13 protein-coding genes and 1 pseudogene are annotated in these 14208 nt (G+C 67.1%); 9 read left to right on the forward strand and 5 right to left on the reverse strand.

The window, feature by feature from the left end; all coding sequences use genetic code 11:
* Window positions 1–43: 43 nt before the first annotated feature.
* Both TZ53_RS07685 and TZ53_RS07690 read right to left on the reverse strand, forming a co-directional pair.
* Window positions 44–697, reverse strand: a complete 654-nt coding sequence (locus TZ53_RS07685; protein ID WP_238320145.1) for an HAD-IA family hydrolase — start codon at window positions 695–697, stop codon at window positions 44–46.
* A gap of 129 nt (window positions 698–826) precedes the next feature.
* The gene (locus TZ53_RS07690) at window positions 827–1306 is read right to left on the reverse strand and encodes a pyridoxamine 5'-phosphate oxidase family protein (protein ID WP_025548719.1); all 480 of its coding nucleotides are present in this window, start codon (window positions 1304–1306) and stop codon (window positions 827–829) included.
* A gap of 138 nt (window positions 1307–1444) precedes the next feature.
* Between TZ53_RS07690 and TZ53_RS07695 the strand changes: the two genes are divergently transcribed.
* The 9 genes from TZ53_RS07695 (at window position 1445) to TZ53_RS07735 (ending at window position 12193) form a co-directional block, all read left to right on the forward strand.
* The gene (locus TZ53_RS07695; protein ID WP_044660945.1) at window positions 1445–2209 is read left to right on the forward strand and encodes a histidine phosphatase family protein; all 765 of its coding nucleotides are present in this window, start codon (window positions 1445–1447) and stop codon (window positions 2207–2209) included.
* Complete coding sequence (locus TZ53_RS07700; RefSeq protein WP_052628169.1) at window positions 2206–3108, forward strand: NAD(P)H-hydrate dehydratase; 903 nt, start codon at window positions 2206–2208, stop codon at window positions 3106–3108. The genes TZ53_RS07695 and TZ53_RS07700 overlap by 4 nt, the downstream gene beginning before the upstream one ends.
* A gap of 150 nt (window positions 3109–3258) precedes the next feature.
* The gene (locus tag TZ53_RS07705; RefSeq protein ID WP_025548724.1) at window positions 3259–3969 is read left to right on the forward strand and encodes a Crp/Fnr family transcriptional regulator; all 711 of its coding nucleotides are present in this window, start codon (window positions 3259–3261) and stop codon (window positions 3967–3969) included.
* 56 nt (window positions 3970–4025) lie between these two features.
* The gene (locus TZ53_RS07710; protein WP_044660946.1) at window positions 4026–4223 is read left to right on the forward strand and encodes a hypothetical protein; all 198 of its coding nucleotides are present in this window, start codon (window positions 4026–4028) and stop codon (window positions 4221–4223) included.
* 104 nt (window positions 4224–4327) lie between these two features.
* Window positions 4328–5818, forward strand: a complete 1491-nt coding sequence (locus tag TZ53_RS07715; protein ID WP_044660947.1) for an ATPase domain-containing protein — start codon at window positions 4328–4330, stop codon at window positions 5816–5818.
* Window positions 5815–7827, forward strand: coding sequence for a hybrid sensor histidine kinase/response regulator (locus tag TZ53_RS07720; RefSeq protein WP_044660948.1), 2013 nt, complete (start codon window positions 5815–5817; stop codon window positions 7825–7827). Before TZ53_RS07715 ends, TZ53_RS07720 begins: the two co-directional genes overlap by 4 nt.
* A 171-nt stretch (window positions 7828–7998) precedes the next feature.
* On the forward strand, window positions 7999–9909 hold the full coding sequence (locus TZ53_RS07725) for a TonB-dependent receptor plug domain-containing protein (RefSeq protein WP_025548730.1): 1911 nt from the start codon (window positions 7999–8001) through the stop codon (window positions 9907–9909).
* Complete coding sequence (locus TZ53_RS07730) at window positions 9897–10478, forward strand: YfiR family protein (protein ID WP_044660949.1); 582 nt, start codon at window positions 9897–9899, stop codon at window positions 10476–10478. Before TZ53_RS07725 ends, TZ53_RS07730 begins: the two co-directional genes overlap by 13 nt.
* Entirely contained in the window at window positions 10475–12193 is a 1719-nt protein-coding gene (locus TZ53_RS07735; protein WP_044660950.1) for an ATP-binding protein, read from the forward strand. The genes TZ53_RS07730 and TZ53_RS07735 overlap by 4 nt, the downstream gene beginning before the upstream one ends.
* A 289-nt stretch (window positions 12194–12482) precedes the next feature.
* Here TZ53_RS07735 and TZ53_RS07740 read toward each other — a convergent pair whose 3' ends face one another.
* The 3 genes and pseudogenes from TZ53_RS07740 to TZ53_RS07745 all read right to left on the reverse strand — a co-directional run bounded on the left by TZ53_RS07740 (window position 12483) and on the right by TZ53_RS07745 (window position 14155).
* Window positions 12483–13520, reverse strand: a complete 1038-nt coding sequence (locus TZ53_RS07740; RefSeq protein WP_044660951.1) for a zinc-dependent alcohol dehydrogenase family protein — start codon at window positions 13518–13520, stop codon at window positions 12483–12485.
* Window positions 13521–13672: 152 nt separating this feature from the next.
* Window positions 13673–13872: pseudogene (locus TZ53_RS26025) on the reverse strand (3-keto-5-aminohexanoate cleavage protein).
* 46 nt (window positions 13873–13918) lie between these two features.
* Window positions 13919–14155, reverse strand: coding sequence for a hypothetical protein (locus TZ53_RS07745; RefSeq protein WP_157009791.1), 237 nt, complete (start codon window positions 14153–14155; stop codon window positions 13919–13921).
* Window positions 14156–14208: the final 53 nt, after the last annotated feature.

Genomic DNA, 14208 nt, shown 5'->3' on the forward strand with positions numbered 1-14208 from the left:
GACGATGGCGCGTCGTCCGATCTGACGCAGCGTCCTCCTGGCCTCAGCCAATGGGTCCGATGCGGACGGACCCGCCGGTGGCAGGAGCCGCGCCAAGGCCGCGATAGTCGACAATGGCGGGATGCGGGGTCTCCATCGGCCGGTGATGGGTCGCGGTGACGACCAGGATGCTTGCGCCCGCACGCTCCGCCGCCATGATCCCCGCCACCGAATCCTCGATCACCAGACAGCGGTCCGCCGTCGTTCCCAGACGCTCGGCGGCCAGATGGAAGCAGTCCGGGGCGGGCTTGCCGCGTTCCACATCCTCCGCCGCGATCAGCAGCGGCGGAACGGGCAGCCCAGCGGCCTGGATGCGGCGCAGCGCAAGCTGCCGCGGGGCTGAGGTGACGACGGCCCAGCGGCAATCGGCCAGCGCCGCGAGAAACGCCGCCGCGCCCTCGATCGCCTCGATCCCGTCGACCGTATCGATCTCCGCCTGGGTGACGAGCGCCGCCTCCGCCACCGGATCGACGCCGGGCAGGCCCAGCCGCCCGATCGTCTCCACCGACTGCACGCCATGGACGGTCGGCAGGAAAGCGTCGACATCCAGTCCATGGCGCAGCGCCCATTCGCCCCAGACCCGTTCCGCCACCTTGATGGAGTTCAGGATCGTGCCGTCCATGTCGAGCAGCACCGCATCCACGGACCTGTGTTCCATCGGCACCGCCATCCTTGCGAAAAGACCATGCGGGCGGACCGGCATCCGCCCCCCCGACCGCCTCCTACACAGGACCGCCGCGAAACGCACGCCCGTTTCGATCCGGCGGCTCGCCGCCGGATCGCCAGGTCACTTCGCCGTCGTCTCGACCCTGGCGTGGCTGCCCTCCTCGCTCGGGCGTATCCTGCCGCCGAACAGCATCTTGAGCTTTCCGGTCAGCGACACGTCCGCCTCCCACAACTCCGCCTCGTCGATGTCGAAGCGCAGCAGGGCCAGATTGGGGTCCGACCTGCCGCCCGGAAACCACGCTTCGACCGTCGTCGACCACAGCTTGTCGATCATCGCCGGATCATTGTCGATGCGCGCGCGACCGGCGAAACAGGCGAAGAAATCGTGCCCCTTGGAAACGAACTGGCCCATCGCCGCGCCGCCGCCGGCCAGACGGTTGTCCTTGCCCACGAAGAACCACAGCGTATCCACCTGGTCCTTGTCCAACTGGACGGTCAGCGGCTCGCTATGCTGCCCGCTGCCGGTCAGGCCCAGCATCATGAAGGGGCTGTCCGACATGCGATCCCACAGATGTTCCTTCAGCTTATGCGCATCGCTCATGATCATCATCTCCCGATTATGGAACGGACTATACGAATGGCGGGCGCGAAGGGTCCGCCCGCGCGGCGGGATGAAGCCGATCCGCCGCCCGGGCGTTGTCCCTCCAATGCAGGGAAGAAGGGAAGGAGAAGAAGTCAGATGACGATCCGCTGGCCCGCCCAATTGATCATCGCGCGCCATGGCCAGAGCGCTGGCAATGTTGCGCGGGACGCCGCTCATGAAGCGGCGGCCGACCGCATCGCCCTGTCCATCCGCGATGCCGACGTGCCGCTGAGCGATCTGGGGCGGGAACAGGCCGCTTCGCTCGGCCGCTGGTTCGCGCGCCAGCCAGAGGATTGCCGTCCGGATGTGCTGCTGTCCTCCCCCTATTTGCGCGCCTGCCAGACCGCCCGGCTCTTCCGCGACCATGGCGGCGCGGCGGGGGAGGAGCCGATCTGCTTCGACGAGCGGCTTCGCGAAAAGGAGTTCGGCATATTGGACGGCCTCACCACCGGCGGCATCCGCAACATCTTCCCCGACCAGGCCGAATTCCGCCGCCTGCTGGGAAAATTCTATCATCGCCCGCCCGGCGGAGAGAGCTGGTGCGACGTCATCCTTCGCCTGCGGTCGGTGATGGACACCATCTCGCTCCACTATGCCGGGCGGCGGGTGATGATCTTCAGCCATCAGGTCGTGGTGCTGTGCATGCGCTATATATTGGAGAGCCTCACGGAAACCGAGATTCTCGCCATCGACGCGAAGGGTGACGTCGCGAACTGCGCCGTGACCGATTATCGGCTGGAGGCGGATGCGGGCCGCGACGGCCGGCTGGTCCTTCAGCGCTACAATGTCACCGCGCCGATGGAGGAGGACCGCACGCCCGTCACCAAGGCGCCCGACGCCATTGCGGGAGCGCGCGGATGAGCCCGCCACGGATCGATCGCCGCTGGCTGTACGACCATCCGCTGCCGGGGCTCGCGGACGCATCGGACAAGAATGAGCGCGGCCGCGTGGTTGTGATCGGCGGCGCCGAATTCGTCCCCGGCGCCCTGCGCCTGACGGGGGAGGCAGCGCTCAGGGCGGGGGCCGGCAAGGTGCAGCTGGCGACGGTCCAGTCGGTCGCGACCGCGCTGGGCGTGCTGGTGCCCGAGGCGTCGATGCTGGCGCTGCCGTCCGACCGCAATGGCGAGATCGCCGCCCAGGCCGTGGCCATGCTGGAGGACCATGTCGGACGATGCGACGCCATGGTCCTGGGACCGGGGATGAGCGTCAGCGACCGCACCGACACGCTGGTGGCGCGCCTGCTCGCGTCCCCGCGCCAGGGCCTTGGCGTCGTGCTGGATGCGGCGGCGCTGACCTCCGCCCGCGACCTGGCCGCCGTCATCGCCAGCCATGAGGGCCGCGTGATCATGACGCCCCATCGCGGGGAGATGGCGATCTTCGCGGGGATGGATGAAGCCGCCGTCGCCGCCGATCCCGAAGGCGTCGCAGCCGACATGGCCGGCCGCTTCCGGTCGGTCATCCTGCTCAAGGGGCAGGAAAGCATATTGGCCGATCCGTCCGGCCGGCTGCTCCGCTTCGACGGGGGCTGCGTAGGCCTGGCCACGGCGGGATCGGGCGATGTTCTGGCGGGCATCATCGGCGGCCTGCTGGCGCGTGGGGCCGATCCGTTCCGCGCCGCGGCCTGGGGCTGCTGGCTGCACGGGGCGGCGGGACGGGCGCTGTCGGAAGAGATCGGCAGGATCGGTTTCCTGGCGCGCGAACTCGCCGCCGTCGTCCCCCGCCTGCTGGATGAGACGATGACCGCGCCGCAGAATAGGTGAGACGGAAGCGGACTTCGCTTCGCTGCCGCCGTCCCGCCTCATCCCGGCCGGGCCATGGGACCAAAGGCCGGAGAGAAGAGGCTGGCCGCCGGCAGGCCCTGCTGATAAGCCATTGGCCGGGCCTCCATGCCCTGGGGAGACATGCTGCCGATGATCTTTGCCGACTTCCTCCGCAATCGTCGCCGCGAGCAATTGTCGGATCAGGATCTCGCGGCGCTGGAGGCCAGCGTCAGCCAAGTCCGCAAGACCCATGCGCGCCAGCTGCTCGCCCATGCGGGCGAACCGATCGCATGCAGCACTTACCTGATGGAAGGGTTCATCTGCCGCTACATGGACGACCGCAACGGCCTACGCCAGCTCGTCGCCGTCCACGTCCCCGGCGATTTCGTCGACCTCCACGGCTATCCGCTGGGGCGGCTGGACCATGATGTCGCGACCCTCAGCGCTTCCAAGATCGCCATGGTCCCGCATGAGGCGCTGGACGGCCTGCTGGCCCAGCGGCCCAATCTGACGAAGCTGCTGTGGTTCAGCACGCTGCTGGACGCCGCCATGCACCGGGAATGGATATTCCGCCTCGGCCGGCTCGACGCCGTCGCGCGGATCGCGCATTTCTTCTGCGAGATCGAGGCGAAGCTGCGCGCCGTGGGGCTGAGCGACGGCAGCCGGTTCGCGCTGCCGCTGACCCAGGCCGATCTGGGCGAGGCGTGCGGCATGACGTCGGTGCACATCAATCGCATGTTGCGGGAACTCCGGGAACGGGAACTGCTCCAGGTCCAGCGCGGCAGGGTCACCATCTCCGATCTCGCCGCGCTGCGGCGGCTGTGCGATTACGACCCATCCTACCTGTTCATCGGCGGCTGAGGGAACCGCATCCGCCTGCGGAGCGTCCTTCCCACATGAACGGAAGAGGATGGTCCATGCCCCGAGACGGCGTTTTCGATGAATCCGGCAAGGCCTATGCAGAGGAAGGACAGGTGATGCTCGACGGCCCGGACGGGGTCGCCATCAGCATGACGCCGGATGCCGCGGAAGAGACGGCGAACGAACTCATCAGGGCAGCGTCGGAGGCGCGGCAACAGATCGACGACAGGGAAAGCGGCGCGTCCGGCTCGTGACGCGCATCGGATAGGCCTGACTTGATCGAAATCAATCTGCGACGCATTCAGGGCGGCCGCTTCCCATGGTAATCGCCGATGCTCCTGCCCTGAAAGGAGATGACGTGGAGACCTATTCGACCGAACAGGCCCTGGCGGGGGTGGATGGCCTTGACGACATTCTCTCCGGCGGGCTGACCCGCGGCCGGGTCTTCCTGCTGGAAGGCAGTCCGGGCACGGGCAAGACCACCATCGCGATGCAGTTCCTGATCGAGGGCGCCCGGCGCGGCGAACGCTGCCTCTACATCACCCTGTCCGAAACCGAGGACGAGATGCGCGAGAGCGCGGCATCGCATGGCTGGACGCTGGAGGGGGTGGACCTGTTCGAACTGGTGCCGCCCGAAAGCCTGCTGGACGAGCAGCAGCAGCAAAGCCTGCTCTATTCGTCCGACCTGGAACTGGGCGAGACCACCCGCCGCATCTTCGATGCGTTCGAGCGGGTCCGGCCGGACCGGGTGGTGCTGGACAGCCTGTCGGAAATCCGCCTGCTGGCGCAAAGCTCGCTGCGCTACCGCCGCCAGATACTGGCGCTCAAGCACTTCTTCTCGAAACAGAATGCGACGGTGCTGATGCTGGACGACCTGACGGCGGAGGTGGCGGACAAGACCGTGCACAGCGTCGCCCATGGCGTCATCCGGCTGGAGGAACTGTCGCCCGGCTACGGCCCGGAGCGCCGCCGGATGCGCATCATCAAATATCGCGGCCGGCATTTTCGCGGCGGCTTCCACGATTTCGTCATCGAGAAGGGCGGCGTCCGTGTCTTTCCCCGGCTGGTGTCGGCCGAACACAAGACCAGCTTCGTTCGCGACGTGCTGAAAAGCGATTCCGGCGAACTCGACGCCCTGCTGGGCGGCGGGATCGAGCGGGGCTCCAGCGTGCTCGTCCTCGGCCCGGCGGGCACCGGCAAATCCCTGCTCGCCCTCACCTTCGTCACGGCGGCGATCCGGCGCGGGGAAAAGGCGGCGATGTTCGTCTTCGACGAGGAGATGGGCCTGCTCTTCAAACGCGCCCTGGGCCTTGGCATCGACATGCAGGCCATGGCCGGGAGCGGCGACCTGATCGTCGAGCAGGTGGACGCGGCCGAACTGTCCCCCGGCGAATTTGCCCAGCGGGTGCGCAACTGCGTGGAACGGCATGGCGTGAGGACCGTCGTCATCGACAGCCTGAACGGCTATCAGTCCGCCATGCCGGAAGAAAATGCGCTGGTCCTGCACATGCATGAGCTGCTGCAATATCTGAACCGGCAGGGGGCCACCACCTTCCTGACGGTCGCGCAGCATGGGCTGGTGGGCGACATGAAGACGCCGGTCGATGTCACCTATCTGGCCGACACGGTCATCCTGCTGCGCTATTTCGAAGCGCTGGGCCGGGTGCGCCGCGCCATGTCGATCATCAAGAAGCGGACCGGATCGCATGAGGACACGATCCGCGAATTCCGCATCGGATCTTACGGCATTCGCCTGGGCAAACCGCTGGTGGGCTTCCAGGGCGTGCTGCGCGGGGTTCCGCATTTCGTCGGCAGCCCGCCGGCGCTGCTCGAAGACAAGAAGGCGTGATACCGCATCTTTCCGAACGGGCGCTGATCCTCGCTCCCGTCGGGCGCGATGCGGAGATCGCGGCATCGATGCTGGCCGAGGCGGGATTGCGGTCGCAGATCTGCCGGGATCTTCCCGCCCTGCTGAACGGCATCGACCATGGCGCCGGCTTCGCGCTGGTGACGGAGGAGGCGCTGCACAATCGCGACCTGCACCCGCTGGTCGGTTGGTTGCAGGATCAGCCGGAATGGTCGGACTTCCCCTTCATCCTGTTGACCCGCCGCGGCGGCGGGCTGGAGCGCAACCCATCGGCGTCGCGCTATCTGGAGATGCTGGGCAACGTCAATTTCCTGGAGCGGCCCTTCCACCCCACCACGCTGATCAGCCTTGCCCGTTCGGCGCTGCGCGGCCGCCGGCGGCAATATGACGCCCGCGCGAGGCTGGAGGAACTGCATCGCGGCGCGGAGAAATATCGCACCCTGTTCGATTCGATCGAGGCGGGCTTCTGCATCATAGAGATGATCTTCGACGAAGCGGGGAAGCCGGTCGACTATCTCTTCATAGAGACCAATCCCGCCTTTGCGCGCCATACCGGGCTCAGCGATGCGGTGGGAAAGCGGATGCGCTCGCTCGTGCCGGAGCATGAACAGCATTGGTTCGACATTTACGGCCAGGTCGCCTGCACCGGCGAGGCCGTCCGCTTCGAGGACGCGGCCGATGCGCTGGGCGGCTATTGGTACGACGTCTATGCCTTTCGCGTGGGCGACCCCAGGGCGCCCCAGATCGCCGTGCTGTTCAACGACATCACCGAACGCCGCCGCATGGAGGCAGCGCTTCGCCAGAGCGAGGAGCGCCTGCGCGCGCTCAACGAAACGCTGGAGGAGCGAGTGCAGCAGCGCTCGCATGAACTGGAACTGGCGCAGGAGGCGCTGCGCCAGTCGCAGAAGCTGGAATCCATGGGCCAGTTGACCGGCGGCGTCGCCCATGATTTCAACAACCTGCTGACGCCGATCGTCGGCAGCCTCGACCTGCTCCATCGCCGCGGCCTGGGCACCGATCGGGAACGGCGACTGATCGAAGGCGCCCTGCAATCGGCCGACCGGGCGAAGATGCTGGTGCAAAGGCTGCTTGCCTTCGCGCGGCGGCAACCGCTGCAGCCCACCGCCATCGACATTGGGGGATTGGTGCGGGACATGCGCGACCTGATCGTCAGCACGTCGGGCCCGCGCGTGCAGGTCGAACTGGCGGTGGCGGACGACCTGCCCGCCGCTCATGCCGACGCCAACCAGATCGAAATGGCGTTGCTGAACCTGGCGGTGAATGCGCGCGACGCGATGCCGGACGGCGGGCAGCTTCGCATCGGCGTGAACTGCGACAGCATGGCGGCCGACAACCGGCTGCATCTGCGGGAGGGGCGATATGTCAGGCTGTCGGTGGCCGACACCGGCATCGGCATGGACCAGCAGACCGCAGAAAAGGCGATAGAGCCCTTCTTCACGACCAAGGGCGTGGGTCAGGGGACCGGCCTTGGCCTGTCGATGGTGCATGGCCTGGCCGCGCAGCTGGGCGGCGGCCTCACCATCGAAAGCGCCGTGGGCCATGGCACGACGATCAGCCTCTGGCTGCCGACCAGCGAGATCGAGGCCGGGAAGGAAGCCGCCGGGCCGGACATCGCCCCGGTCAAGCTGGACCATGGCATGGCGCTGGTGGTGGATGATGAGGAACTGGTGCGCGCCAGCACCGTGCACATGCTGCGCGAACTGGGATATGACGTGCTGGAGGCCAGCTCCGCCGAACATGCGCTCGCGATCATGAAGGCAGAGCCGGGCATCGACGTGCTGGTCACCGACCATCTGATGCCCGGCACGACCGGCACCGACCTGATCGAGCAGGCGAGGGCGCTGAAGCCGGAGATCAGGGCGCTGCTGATTTCCGGCTATGCCGAAAATGCCGGAATTTCGGCGGAACTGCCACGGTTGACCAAGCCCTTCAAGCAGATCGATCTGGCCAAGAGCCTTGCGGCCCTGTGAAGGCGGCGTGCGGCTGCCGGCGTCCGACCGTGGGTTTCAGGCACATTATGCATGGAATTGCGGAGGTTGGCGTGGAACTTTTCTGACGCGGCTGCGTAACGACTCCACGATGCGCGGGCGATCCTCGCGCCGGGGGCAAGCGCAATGGGCAGCGCAGGGGGATGAACGAAAATGGCATGGGCTTTTGGCGGCGCGGCGTTCGGCGGAGTGGCCGTGGGCCTTCTGTCCCTATACGGTACGGCCGCCCAGGCGCAGAGCATCGAAGAACTGCGCGACATGCCGATCGCCGCGCTGTCGAAGCTGGACGTCACGTCCGTCACCCGGTCGGCGGCTTCGCTGGCCGACTCCCCGGCATCCATCTATGTCATCACCCATGACGACATCGTCCGTTCAGGCACGCTGACGCTGCCCGGCATTCTCCGGCTCGCCCCCAATCTGCAGGTCATGCGCGGCGGCCCCAACGATACGGTCGTCGCCGCCCGCGGGCTTGGCGGCAACGACGCCGCTCAGAATTTCTCCAACAAGCTGCTCGTGCTGATCGACGGGCGCAGCGTCTATTCGCCGCTTTATTCCGGCGTCTATTGGGACATGCAGGACATATTGCCGGAGGATGTCGACCGCATAGAGGTGATCTCCGGCCCCGGCGCCACGCTCTGGGGATCGAACGCCGTCAATGGCGTGATCAACATCATCACCCGCGACGCAGGGGCGACACAGGGCCTGTACGGCACCGGCGTGGTCGGCAACAGCACCTATGATCTGGGGCTGCGCTATGGCGGCCATGCCGGCGGCAACGCCAGCTATCGCCTGTTCGTGAAGCGCCATGAGAATTTCGAAAGCGCGTCGAACGCGGACGACGGCAACCGCCGGACCCAGGGCGGCTTCCGCTTCGACTGGAACGCGACCCCCGCCGACGCGCTGATGGTGCAGGGGGACGGCTATTACGGCTCCCGCTCGCGGGGGACCGCGCCCGACGAGAGCCTGCACGGCTACGACCTGCTTGCCCGCTGGCGCCATGGCGCGGCGTCCGGCGCGACGCTTCAGCTCCAGGCCTATTACGACCACACCGCCCGCAAGATCGAGGATGACGGCGGCCGCTTCGCGCTCGACACCTTCGATGTGGAGGGGCAGCACAGCTTCACCCTGGGGCGCAACCACAGCATCGTCTGGGGCGGCGGGGCGCGCCTCGGCCGCTATGTGATCCGCGACATTCCCGGCCTGGACTTCGTGCCCGAGCGGCGAAACCTTTTCGTCGGCAATCTGTTCGCGCAGGACAGCATCGCCCTGACGCCGTCCATCACGGGCACGGTCGGGGCCAAGCTGGAGCAGCGCAGCTACATGGACCTCACCTTTCTCCCCAGCGTTCGCCTGTCCTGGAAGCCCGACCCCGGGACCCTGGTCTGGGGCGCGGTCTCCCGCGCGGTGCGTTCCCCCACCCCCTTCGACGAGGATGTGGTCGAATCCATCGAAGGCACCGTCTTCCTGACCGCCCTTCCAAGCTTCCGCTCCGAAAAGCTGACCGCCTTCGAACTGGGCACGCGGCTGATGCTCTCGCCCCGCGCGTCGCTTTCGGTCTCGGCCTTCTACAATGTCTATGACGACCTGCGGACGGTGGAGCCGGCGCCGGAGGGGCTGCTGCCGCTGCGCTGGGGCAATGGGATAAAGGGCGACAGCTATGGCTTCGACGCCTGGGCCGACATCCGTCTGGCAAGCTGGTGGCGGCTCAAGCCCGGCTACAGCCTGCTGATCCAGAAGTTCCGCTTCAAGCCGGACTCGGTGCCCCTGCTCGGCGTGTCGCAGGTCGGCAACGATCCCAAACACCGCGCGACGCTGCGCTCCTCCATGGACATCGGGCCGGAGGTCAATGTCGATTTCGACCTGCGCTATGTGTCCGCCCTGCCCGACCCCCATGTGCCGGGCTATGTGGAGCTGGGGGCAAGACTGGGCTGGCAATTCGATGAGCGCGCCGAACTGTCGGTATCGGGCTTCAACCTGCTGCACCGCCGCCACCGTGAGCTTCCCGCTTCGCAGGCGACGCCGCTCCGCCGCAGCGTGTTCGTGGCGCTCAAATGGACGATCTGAACCCTTCACCGCGCGGCAGGCGGGCACGACGCCGGCGATGGGCCGCCCTGTCCTGTCTCGCGGCGGCCGCGATCGTCGTTCCGGCGCCGGTGCCGGCCAATTCGCCGACGACGCTGGAACGCGCAATCCAGGCGAATTTCCTGTTCAAGTTCGCGCCCTTCGTGGAATGGCCCCCGGCGGCATTTTCCGGGACGGAAAGGAATTTCGTCATCTGCGTCGTCGGAGAGGACCCGTTCGGCACCCTGCTCAACGAGGTGGTGCGAGGCCAGAAGATGGTCGGTCGGCCGGTGGTGGTGCGGCGTGCTGGCGGCGAAGCGGGCCCGACCGGCTGCCACATCCTGTTCGCCGGACACTCGACCGATCCCGGCTATGCGCCCTTCGCGACGACAGAGGGGCAGCCGGTGCTGACGGTCGCGGACAAGAGCGCGGGGCCCAGCGGCGCGATGATCGAATTCGTGCGGCAGAGCGGCCGGGTGCGGTTCCAGATCGATGACGGCGCGGCCCGGGCCAACGGCCTCAAGATCAGTTCCAAATTGCTGGGCCTTGCCATCGCGGTGAACCGGAAATGAAGCAAGCGACCCCAAGCCGGCTCAGCCTGGGCAAAGTCGTCGGACAGATGGCGACGCCCCTTTCCGCCGTCCTGATCGCCTTCCTGCTGCTGGCCGCGGGGCTGGCCGCCGCCATCCAGCTCGAACAGCTCGGCCGCGTCGAAAAGCTGCGGCAGACGACCGTCCAGGCGCAGGTTCTGGCCAATGGGATCGCCGCCCCGCTGGCGTTCGAGGACGATGTCGCGCTCCAGGAATATCTGAACGCGCTGAAGGCCGATCCCCAGATCGTCGCGGTCGCCGCCTATGACGGCAAGGGCGCCTTCGCCGCCGGCTTCGCGCGCCCTCCCGCCCGGCTGCCCAAGCGGGCGGAGGAGGCCAGCCGGGACGCGCCGCCCGCCGCGCTCGCCGTCACCGTCCCGGTGAAGCAGGGCGGCACGCGGCTCGGCTCCGTCTATCTCCAATCCACCATGGACAGCCTGTCGCGCCGCCTGACCCGCTATCTGGGCATCGCCGTCATCGTCATCGCGGCGGCGGTGCTGATCGTGATGCTCGCCGCCTCCTATTCCTCGCTGCGCCGCGCGCACCAGGCTCTCCAGGCGGAAATCGCCAGCCGCCAGCAGGCCGAAGAGGCGCTGCGCCAGTCGCAGAAGATGGAGGCGATGGGCCAGTTGACCGGCGGCGTCGCGCATGATTTCAACAATCTGCTGATGGTCGCTTCCGGCGGTCTCGACCTCATGGAACGCACCCAGGACGCGGCCAGGCTGGAGAAGCTGCGCGCCGGGATACGCCAGGCGCTGGACCGGGGCGCGAAACTGACGCGGCAACTGCTCGCCTTCTCCCGCCGCACCCCGCTCAACCCGGAGGTCGTCGACCTGCGGGAGCGGATCAGGGGCATGGATGCGCTGCTCGAACGATCGCTGGGCGAAAGCATAGGGGTGACCATGCACCTTCCCGCGGACCTCTGGCCGGTGGAGGTGGATGCGTCGGAACTGGAGGTGGCGATCCTCAACATCGCCCTCAACGCCCGGGACGCCATGCAGAAGGGCGGCACCATCGTCATCGAAGGCGCGAACCGCCCGGTCCATGGCGACCTGCCCGACCGGGTGCAGATCGCGGTGACGGACAGCGGCGCCGGCATCGCGCCGGAACTGGTCAACAAGATCTTCGAACCCTTCTACACGACCAAGGCGGTCGGTCAGGGCACGGGGCTTGGCCTCAGCCAGGTCTACGGCTTCGCGCGGGCGTCGGGCGGGGAGGTGCTGGTCGACAGCATCGTCGGTAGGGGGACGACCATCACCCTGCTGCTGCCGCGATCCCTGCTCGCGCCCCGGGAAAGCGACAGGCCGGCCGAACCCGTCGGCGCCTCCGGCAGGCAGCGCATCCTGCTGGTGGAGGATGACGACACGGTGGCCGACACGGTGGGCGGCATGCTGACGACGCTGGGCTATGAGATGGAGCGGGTCGACAATGGCGACGCGGCGCTGCGCCGGCTGGAGCGAGCGGACGATTTCTCCCTGATCCTTTCCGACATGATCATGCCGGGCGAGGTCGGCGGCATGGAGCTGGCGCTGCGGATCAGGAAGCACTGGCCGCATCTGGGCACGATGCTGATGACGGGCTACAGCGCCGCGGCGGCCTCCGCCGCGAAGGAGGGCGTGCCGCTGCTGGCCAAGCCGTTCACGATCCAGGACCTGTCGGTCCACCTGATGGCGGCGCTGGACCACAGCAAGGCGTGACCGCCGTCCCGCCACAAGCCGCGCCCTCACCCCCCTCAGCCCGGCAGCTTGGCCAGGATGATCGCGCAAATCGCGATCACCAGTCCGAACGACAGCGTCGCCAGAAAGACGACATCCAGCGATTGCCTGACCCGATCCACCATCGACATCTTGTTTCTCCCTCATCGAAAACCCGCTTCGCGCCGCCATTCTGGAGCGCGCCGCGGTGAACCGGACGCAAGATCGCGCGCGCCGGATCTTTATCGCCGCATCCCTTCAGGCGGAAAGCCGGTTGCCGCCTTCGACCGGCTCAGGGCGTGATCAGGACCTTCAAGGCCTGGGTCTTCGCCGCCCGCCCGAAAACGTCATAGGCGTCCAATATGGCGTCCAGCGAAAAGCGGTGGGTGACGAGCTGCCCGGCGTCGATCTTCTCCGCAGCCACCGTCTTCAGCAGCATCGGCGTGGTCACCGTGTCCACCAGCCGGGTCGTCACCGTGATATTATGCGACCAGAGCCGTTCGAGATGCAGGTCTGCCTTCCTGCCATGCACGCCGATATTGGCGATCACCCCGCCCGGCGCGACAAGGTCCTGGCAAAGCTCGAATGTGGCAGGGACGCCGACGGCCTCTATGGCTGCGTCGACGCCCTGTCCGTCCGTCAGGCCCCTGACGATCTCCACCGGGTCTTCGGACCGGCTGTCGATGGTGCATGTGGCGCCGAACCGCCGGGCCACGGCCAGCCGGTTGGCGTCCATGTCGATCATGATGATCTGCGCCGGAGTATAGAATTGCGCGGTCAGCAGCACCGCCAGCCCGATCGGCCCCGCGCCCACGATCGCGACGCTGCTTCCGGGCGCGACCTTGCCGTTGAGCACGCCGCATTCGAAGCCGGTCGGCAGGATGTCGCTCACCATCACCAGCGCTTCCTCGTCCATCCCCGCCGGAATGGGATAGAGGCTGGTGTCGGCATGGGGTATGCGGACATATTCCGCCTGCGTCCCGTCGATCTCGTTGCCCAGCAGCCAGCCGCCGGTCCTGCAATGGGAATAGATGCCGCGCCGGCAATAGTCGCACCGTCCGCAGGCAGTGATGCAGGAAATGAGGACATGGTCGCCGGGCGTGAAGTTGGTGACGGCAGGCCCGACGGAATCGATCACCCCGACGCCTTCATGCCCCAATATGCGGCCGGGCGCGCAACCCGGCACATCGCCCTTCAGGATATGAAGATCGGTGCCGCAGATGGTGGTGTGCGTCACGCGGACGATCGCGTCGCCGCCCTCCGCGATCTGCGGCTTGGCCCTTTCGCCCAGGCTCTTCTCGCCCGGTCCTCCATAGATCAAGGCTTTCACGATGGCCGATCCCTTCCAGATGGTTCGCCTCAGTGGCGATCCCCCGGAAGTTCCTCTCACCGGCCCTTCATTCCTATCCGTAGATTCCCGGACGGCGCCTGCCTGAACGCGCAAGCGGTCCTTGCCTCATCCTCTTGCCCGCCGGCCCGTGCCTAGAAGGCGACATTGTCGGCGCCCTTGAGGTCAAGGATGGCGCGGGTCTCCTCCGCCGTCGCGACCTCCAGCGACAGAAGTTCGAGGATGGACCGGATCAGCGCGACCTGCTCCGCATTGGATGTCGCCAATTCCCCTTCCCTGCGAACAGCGAATCCTCCAGCCCCACCCGGACATTAGCGCCGTTCAGCGCCCCCATGGTGACGAACGGCAATTGAGCCGCCCGCTCGCCATCACATCTTCCGCTATAGCGGGCGCTTCCTGACGGACAACTTCCCCTGTTCCCGAATCCGGATCGTGCCGCTGGACCGCGACCGGATGGTGGGGCTTTTCAACCTCGGCATCGAAATACCGTTAGCGCCCTTCTTCGGCAGCATGGGCGTGGCGCGGCCGACCGCACGCGGCAGGTTCGATTCCTCGCCGCCCGCCATCCATCGTGGTAATATGGACAGCCACGCCACGCGCAAGGCGCTTCGCAACATGATCGACTTTCTGGGCGAGGCAGCGTTGCGGGCGATGGCTCGTCGACCGCAAC

It is taken from the genome of Sphingobium sp. YBL2 (genome assembly GCF_000943805.1).
Classification (GTDB): domain Bacteria; phylum Pseudomonadota; class Alphaproteobacteria; order Sphingomonadales; family Sphingomonadaceae; genus Sphingobium; species Sphingobium fuliginis.

Bases quoted from the DNA above. Each gene is read 5' to 3' on its own strand.
- TZ53_RS07730 (WP_044660949.1), top strand. From the start codon at position 9,897: ATGGACGATCTGAACCCTTCACCGCGCGGCAGGCGGGCACGACGCCGG.
- TZ53_RS07695 (WP_044660945.1), top strand. From the start codon at position 1,445: ATGACGATCCGCTGGCCCGCCCAATTGATCATCGCGCGCCATGGCCAG.
- TZ53_RS07705 (WP_025548724.1), top strand. From the start codon at position 3,259: ATGATCTTTGCCGACTTCCTCCGCAATCGTCGCCGCGAGCAATTGTCG.
- TZ53_RS07700 (WP_052628169.1), top strand. From the start codon at position 2,206: ATGAGCCCGCCACGGATCGATCGCCGCTGGCTGTACGACCATCCGCTG.
- TZ53_RS07745 (WP_157009791.1), bottom strand. From the start codon at position 14,155: ATGTTGCGAAGCGCCTTGCGCGTGGCGTGGCTGTCCATATTACCACGA.
- TZ53_RS07725 (WP_025548730.1), top strand. From the start codon at position 7,999: ATGGCATGGGCTTTTGGCGGCGCGGCGTTCGGCGGAGTGGCCGTGGGC.
- TZ53_RS07685 (WP_238320145.1), bottom strand. From the start codon at position 697: ATGGAACACAGGTCCGTGGATGCGGTGCTGCTCGACATGGACGGCACG.
- TZ53_RS07710 (WP_044660946.1), top strand. From the start codon at position 4,026: ATGCCCCGAGACGGCGTTTTCGATGAATCCGGCAAGGCCTATGCAGAG.
- TZ53_RS07690 (WP_025548719.1), bottom strand. From the start codon at position 1,306: ATGAGCGATGCGCATAAGCTGAAGGAACATCTGTGGGATCGCATGTCG.
- TZ53_RS07735 (WP_044660950.1), top strand. From the start codon at position 10,475: ATGAAGCAAGCGACCCCAAGCCGGCTCAGCCTGGGCAAAGTCGTCGGA.